The organism is Arthrobacter crystallopoietes BAB-32 (genome assembly GCF_000328305.2).
In the GTDB taxonomy this organism is placed as follows: Bacteria; Actinomycetota; Actinomycetes; order Actinomycetales; family Micrococcaceae; genus Crystallibacter; species Crystallibacter crystallopoietes_A.
In genome coordinates this window covers 1-5,821 of record NZ_ANPE02000012.1, presented here as the reverse complement: position 1 = coordinate 5,821, position 5,821 = coordinate 1, and the positions used below count along the sequence as shown (strand labels likewise).

Annotated in this window: 4 protein-coding genes; 3 read left to right on the top strand and 1 reads right to left on the bottom strand. The window is 67.8% G+C overall.

Annotation, left to right across the window (positions count from 1 at the left end):
* The coding region (locus D477_RS00260; RefSeq protein WP_150109913.1) for a transglycosylase domain-containing protein at window positions 1-1,863 on the top strand (1,863 nt) is incomplete at its 5' end.
* A gap of 3 nt (window positions 1,864-1,866) precedes the next feature.
* On the opposite strand, the gene D477_RS00255 is transcribed toward D477_RS00260, so the two are convergent.
* Complete coding sequence (locus D477_RS00255; RefSeq protein ID WP_043844990.1) at window positions 1,867-2,781, bottom strand: ketopantoate reductase family protein; 915 nt, start codon at window positions 2,779-2,781, stop codon at window positions 1,867-1,869.
* 116 nt (window positions 2,782-2,897) lie between these two features.
* Here D477_RS00255 and D477_RS00250 point away from each other — a divergent pair, with 116 nt between their 5' ends.
* Complete coding sequence (locus D477_RS00250) at window positions 2,898-3,407, top strand: metallophosphoesterase family protein (protein ID WP_005266114.1); 510 nt, start codon at window positions 2,898-2,900, stop codon at window positions 3,405-3,407.
* 209 nt (window positions 3,408-3,616) lie between these two features.
* Window positions 3,617-5,515 (top strand): FAD-binding monooxygenase, encoded by a 1,899-nt coding sequence (locus D477_RS00245; RefSeq protein ID WP_005266113.1) that lies wholly within the window; start codon window positions 3,617-3,619, stop codon window positions 5,513-5,515.
* The last annotated feature ends 306 nt before the right edge of the window (window positions 5,516-5,821 follow it).

Sequence of the window (5,821 nt, the reverse complement as noted above, 5' to 3'; positions counted from 1 at the left end):
CTGCCGACCGACCTGCCCGTGGAACGCCCGCTGCCGCAGCACACGGTGCTGCTGGACAAGGACGGCAAGGAGTTCGCCCGGTTCTACAGCGAGAACCGCATCGACGTAGAGCTGGACCAGGTGTCTGCAGCGTTCAAGGAGACCCTGATTGCCACCGAGGACGCGCGGTTCTACGAGCACGGCGGGGTTGATCCGCTCGGCATCACGCGCGCGCTGATCAACAACGTCACCAGCAATGACGTCCAGGGTGCCTCCACCCTCACCCAGCAGCTGGTCCAGAACATCCTCGTCAACAACGCGCGGAACGAAGCCGAGGAGACGGTCGCCGTCGGCACCACCTACAACGCCAAGATCCGCGAGATGAAGTACGCCGTCGCGCTGGAGAAGCAGCTGTCCAAGGACGAGATCCTGACCCGCTACATGAACGCCGTCTACTTCGGCAACCGGGCCTACGGGGTCGAGGCGGCGGCCCGGGTCTACTTCAGCACGACGGCGGCGAAGCTGAACCACGTCCAGTCGGCCCTGCTGATCGGCATGCTCAAGGCGCCGGTCTCCTACGATCCGTTCACCCATCCCGACGCGGCGATGGAGCGGCGGAACACCGTACTCTCCGTGCTGGAGCAGCGTGGCATCCTGCCGGCCAAGGACGCGCAGGAGGCGCGTGAATCCGAGCTGGGCGTGAAGCGCGGCTCCGTCCCGTCCAGCTGCGGCGGGTCCAAGTATCCGTTCTACTGCGAGGTCGTCCGGGAGGAAATCCTGACCAACCCGGCTTTCGGGAAAACCCAGGAAGCCCGCCAGCAGCGCTTCTACATGGGGGGCATGACGCTCACTACGGCGCTGGACCGGAAGGCGGCCGACGCCGCGCAGAAGGCGGTCGAACGCGCGCTCGGGAAGACCAACCGCGTCGCCCTGGGCACCGCCGTCGTCGAACCCGGCACGGGCCACGTCGTCGCCATCGCGCAGAACCGCGGCTGGGGCGAGGGCAAAGGCAAGACCCAGGTGGTCTACGCCAAGAACGCCTTCCAGGTCGGTTCGGCGATGAAGCCGATCGTGCTGGCCACCGCGCTCCACCAGGGCATCCCCACCTCGACCGAGTTCCGCTCCGACGGCCCGTACCGTTCGCGGACGATGGACAACCCGAAGGGCGGCTACGTCAACTACAACAACCGGGACTACGGGGTGATCAACGCCTACGAGGCAATCCGCAGTTCGGTGAACGTGTACTTCGTGAAGCTGATCGAACGCGTCGGGGTCATCAACGTCGCCAAGATGGCCAACGCCCTGGGCATCAACTCGATTTCGACGGAGGGCCTGGTCGGCCGCGAAGCCTCCCTCGCCCTCGGCGCCTACGAAGTCACCCCGCTGGAAATGGCCAACGCCTACTCCGCCTTCATGAGCAACGGCACGGTCTGCAATCCCGTCACGGTCCTCAAGGCCGTCCGCAGCGACACCAACGAGAAACTCGCCGTCCCGGACCCCGATTGCCACCGCGCCATCGATCCGAAAGTCGCCGACACGGTCGCCGACGTCCTCAAGGAGCCGTTCAAACGCACCGGCACCTTGGGCCCGCGGATGGAACTCGAAGGCAACCGCGAAGCCGGGGCCAAGACCGGAACCACCAACGACTTCGCCGCCAACTGGATCGTCGGCGGCACCCCGCAGCTCATGGCCGCCGTGTGGCTCGGCGACCCGCGCGGCGGCACGGAGTATCCGCTCACCCGGGTCACCGCCTACGGCAATACCTACACGGACCTGACCGGTTCGGAGGTCGCCGGCCCGGTCTGGCAGGAGACCCTGGAAGGCGCGCTCAAGGGCGAGAAGAAAGTCGCCCTGCCCGAGGCGCACCGTTCGCTGACCAGGTGATTCCTACCGGGCCTGCCGGTCGTGGACGCGCAGCTGGAGCAGGGCCAGCCGCGCCAGCGGCACGTCGACGCCGAGCGCGTCCGCGCGGGCCACGAGCTGCCCCAGGATGTGTTCGCCCTCGTGCGGCAGGCCGGCCGTGACGTCTCGGTACAGCGAGGACGTGAACGAAGAGCCGGGCTCGGTCAGCATCCGCACGCTCAGGCCGTGCTCCTTCTCCGGCACGGGATGGCCGGCCGCCGCGGCCACCGCCTCCGCTTCCGCGATCGCGGCCAGGGCGAAGTCCTCGCCGCCCGGGGATGCCATGATGTCGCCGACCGGGCCGCGCATCAGGCAGGTAATCACGCCGGCCGCGGCGATGAAGACCCACTTGTGCCACATTGCAGCCAGGATGTTGTCGGCGAGCGTGAGCTTGTAGCCGGGAACGTCCAGCTCACGGAAGAGCTCCTCGATGCGCGGCGTCCGCTCCCCCGACTGCTCGCCGATGGACATGGTGGCCAGCGGATTCATCTGCCGGATGCTGCCGTCGTCGGCCACCGTGGCCACGACTTTCACCAGCCCGCCGAGCACACGGTCCGCACCGAAGCGTTCGGTCAGCAGGTCGAGGTGGGCCATCCCGTTCAGGAACGGCAGCACCATGGTTCCGGGTCCGACGGCGGGAGCCACCTGCTCCACGACGTCCGCCAGGGCACGGGCTTTGACCGCGACCACCACCAGGTCGTAGGGCGAATCCAGCTCCTCCGCGCCGACCGTCCTGACCGGAATCGTCTCGTCCTGCTCCGGCCCGGCGAGCCTCAGCCCGCCGCGCAGTTCCGCGGCGCGCCGCGGCCGCACCAGGAAGGTCACGTCCCGCCCAGCCTGCACCAGCTTCCCGCCGAAGTAGCCGCCGGTCGCTCCTGCCCCTGCCACCAGTATTTTCATCGCGCCACCCATCCGATCGTGCCAAGCCCGGCGCCCGGCAGTCCCACCCAAGCACCATTCCGCGGCGTGCGGCAACACGGCCGCGCTGCCGGCAGCCGTGTGGCACCATGCCGTACATGGCCACGCGCATCCTGCTCCTCGCCGACACCCACATCCCCAAGCGCGCCCGCGCCCTGCCCGCCCAGGTGTGGTCCGCCGTCGACCATGCTGACGTGGTGTTCCACGCCGGCGACTGGGTCGACGTGGCCACCCTCGACGCACTGGAGCAACGCGCCAAGCGGCTGGTCGGGGTCTGGGGCAATAACGACGGCGGCCAGTTGCGGGAGCGGCTGCCGGAAGTAGCGCACGTGGTGCTGGAGGGCATCCGCTTCGCCATGGTCCACGAGACCGGCGCCGCCAAGGGCCGCGAAGCCCGCTGTGCCGCGCAGTTCCCGGACGCCGACGTCCTGGTCTTCGGCCACAGCCACATCCCCTGGGACACCACGGCGCCCACCGGCCTGCGCCTGCTCAACCCCGGTTCCCCCACCGACCGCCGCCGCCAGCCCGTGTGCACCTACCTGACCGCCACTGCGGATGCGGGAAAACTTCTCGACGTCCGGCTCGTCCCCGTCGACCGCACGCCTTAAGGCCAGCTGCCGCAACCAGTACGCAGGGGCCGCCGGCACCCTGTTTCTTCCCTCACATTGCGCCGTGAGGCAATTCGCAGTTGTTAGCTGCGTCATGTTTGCCGTAAAGTTCTTTAATCAGACGCCGTATTCAACTATCGAACGCAGTGCTCTAATACGGAACACGGTAAGACGGCGGCCAAGCGGCACTAAGAGTGAGGACCAGCAAAGTGCAGTTTCACCACCACGGTTACGTATCCGGCGACCCACGGGTCAAGCCGGCAGCCGGCGTAGGCATCAACCGGCCCCAGGAGCTTCCCGACGAAATGGACGTGCTCATTGTGGGCTCCGGGCCCGCGGGCATGCTGGCCGCCGCGCAGCTCGCCCAGTTCCCGGACATCAACACCCGGATCATCGAGCGCCGTCCCGGCCGGCTGGAGATCGGCCAGGCTGACGGCATCCAGGCCCGCAGCGTCGAGACCTTCCAGGCCTTCGGCTTCGCCGAGCAGATCACGGCGGAGGCGTACTGGATCACCGAGATGAACTTCTGGCGGCCGGACACCGAGGACCCCAAGAAGATCGTCCGCGGCGGCCGCGCCAAGGACGATGAGACGGGCATCAGCGAGTTCAAGCACCTGATCGTCAACCAGGCCCGCGTGCTCGACTACTTTGCCGACGTCGCCGCCAAGTCCCCCAGCCGCCTGGTCCCGGACTTCGGCTGGGACTTCCAGACGCTGGAGGTCACCGACGAGGGCGAATACCCGGTCAAGGTCACGCTCGTGCGCAGCGCCGGCCCGGATGAGGGCGCCGAACGGATCGTGCGCGCAAAGTACGTCATCGGCTCCGACGGCGCGCGCAGCAAGGTCCGCCAGTCCATTGGCTGCTCGATGAGGGGCGACCAGGCCAACCACGCCTGGGGCGTCATGGACGTCCTGGCCAAGACTGACTTCCCTGACATCCGCACCAAGTGCGCCATCCAGTCCCACGACGGCGGCTCCATCCTGCTGATCCCGCGCGAGGGCGGGCACCTCTTCCGCATGTACGTCGACCTCGGCGTTGTCCCCGAGGACGACCACGGCAACGTGCGCAAGACCAGCATCGACGAGATCATCGCCAGGGCCAACGCGATCATGAGCCCCTACACGGTGGACGTGCGCAGCGTCGCCTGGCACAGCGTGTACGAAGTCGGCCACCGCCTCACCGACCGCTTCGACGACGTCCTGCCGGAGGAGCTGGGCACCCGTACCCCACGCGTGTTCATCACCGGCGACGCCTGCCACACGCACTCGGCGAAGGCCGGCCAGGGCATGAACGTGTCCATGCAGGACGGCTTCAACATCGCGTGGAAGCTCGGCCATGTCCTGGAGGGCCGCAGCCCCGAGTCGCTGCTGTCCACCTACTCGGCCGAGCGCCAGGTGGTGGCGAAGAACCTCATCGACTTCGACAAGACCTGGTCCACGATGATGGCCAAGAAGCCCGAGGAGTTCGAGGACCCCTCGGAGCTCGAGGACTTCTACGTGCGCACCGCCGAGTTCCCGGCCGGCTTCATGACGGAGTACACGCCGTCCCTGATCGTCGGCGAGGCCAAGCACCAGTCGCTGGCCACCGGCTACCCGGTCGGCAAGCGGTTCAAGTCCGCCCGCGCCACCCGCGTGTGCGACACCAACCCGCTGCACCTGGGCCACCAGGCCGAAGCGGACGGCCGCTGGCGCATCTACGTCTTCGCGGACGCGGCGGCACCCGGCGCGGACTCCCCCACCGCCGAGCTCGCCCAGTGGCTCTCCACCTCGCCGGATTCCCCGCTAGCGGCCCAGCCGCAGGGCGGGGACGACGACGCGTGGTTCGACGTCAAGGTCGTCTACCAGCAGCCGCACGAGGACATCGACATCAACGCCGTCCCCGCTGTATTCAAGCCCGAGGTCGGACCGTTCAAGCTGACCGACCTGCAGAAGGTCTACGGAACCGTCCCCGGCGACGACATCTTCGACGTCCGCGGACTCTCCCGCGACGGCGTCATCGTGGTCGTGCGCCCGGACCAGTACGTGGCCAACGTGCTGCCGCTGACCGCGAAGGACGAACTGGCCGCATTCTTCGGTCCGCTGCTGCACGCCCGCCAGCCCCAGCACTGATCCACAGCGGGAAGGAGGACGACGGCGGTACGCAAGTGCCGCCGTCGTCCTCCTTTGTTTTCCCGGGCGCAGGTTGCTCCCCTGCGGGCGTGGAGAAAACCGAGCCGTTGGTCACATCACCGGCCCCGTTCATTGCTGCGACACCTTTGCATTACGGACCCGTCACCACGGCCGCCTACGGTCGGGCTTCGTTCATTAGATAAAGGAGATCGCAATTAACGGCCAGCCGCAGACCGCCCCGACAGGTCTATCCCGCCGCACAATCCTCACCGCCAGCGCCTTGACCGCGGCCGCCACGAGCCTGGG

Coding starts and splice junctions, on each gene's coding strand:
- D477_RS00250 (WP_005266114.1), top strand. CDS start 2,898: ATGGCCACGCGCATCCTGCTCCTCGCCGACACCCACATCCCCAAGCGC.
- D477_RS00255 (WP_043844990.1), bottom strand. CDS start 2,781: ATGAAAATACTGGTGGCAGGGGCAGGAGCGACCGGCGGCTACTTCGGC.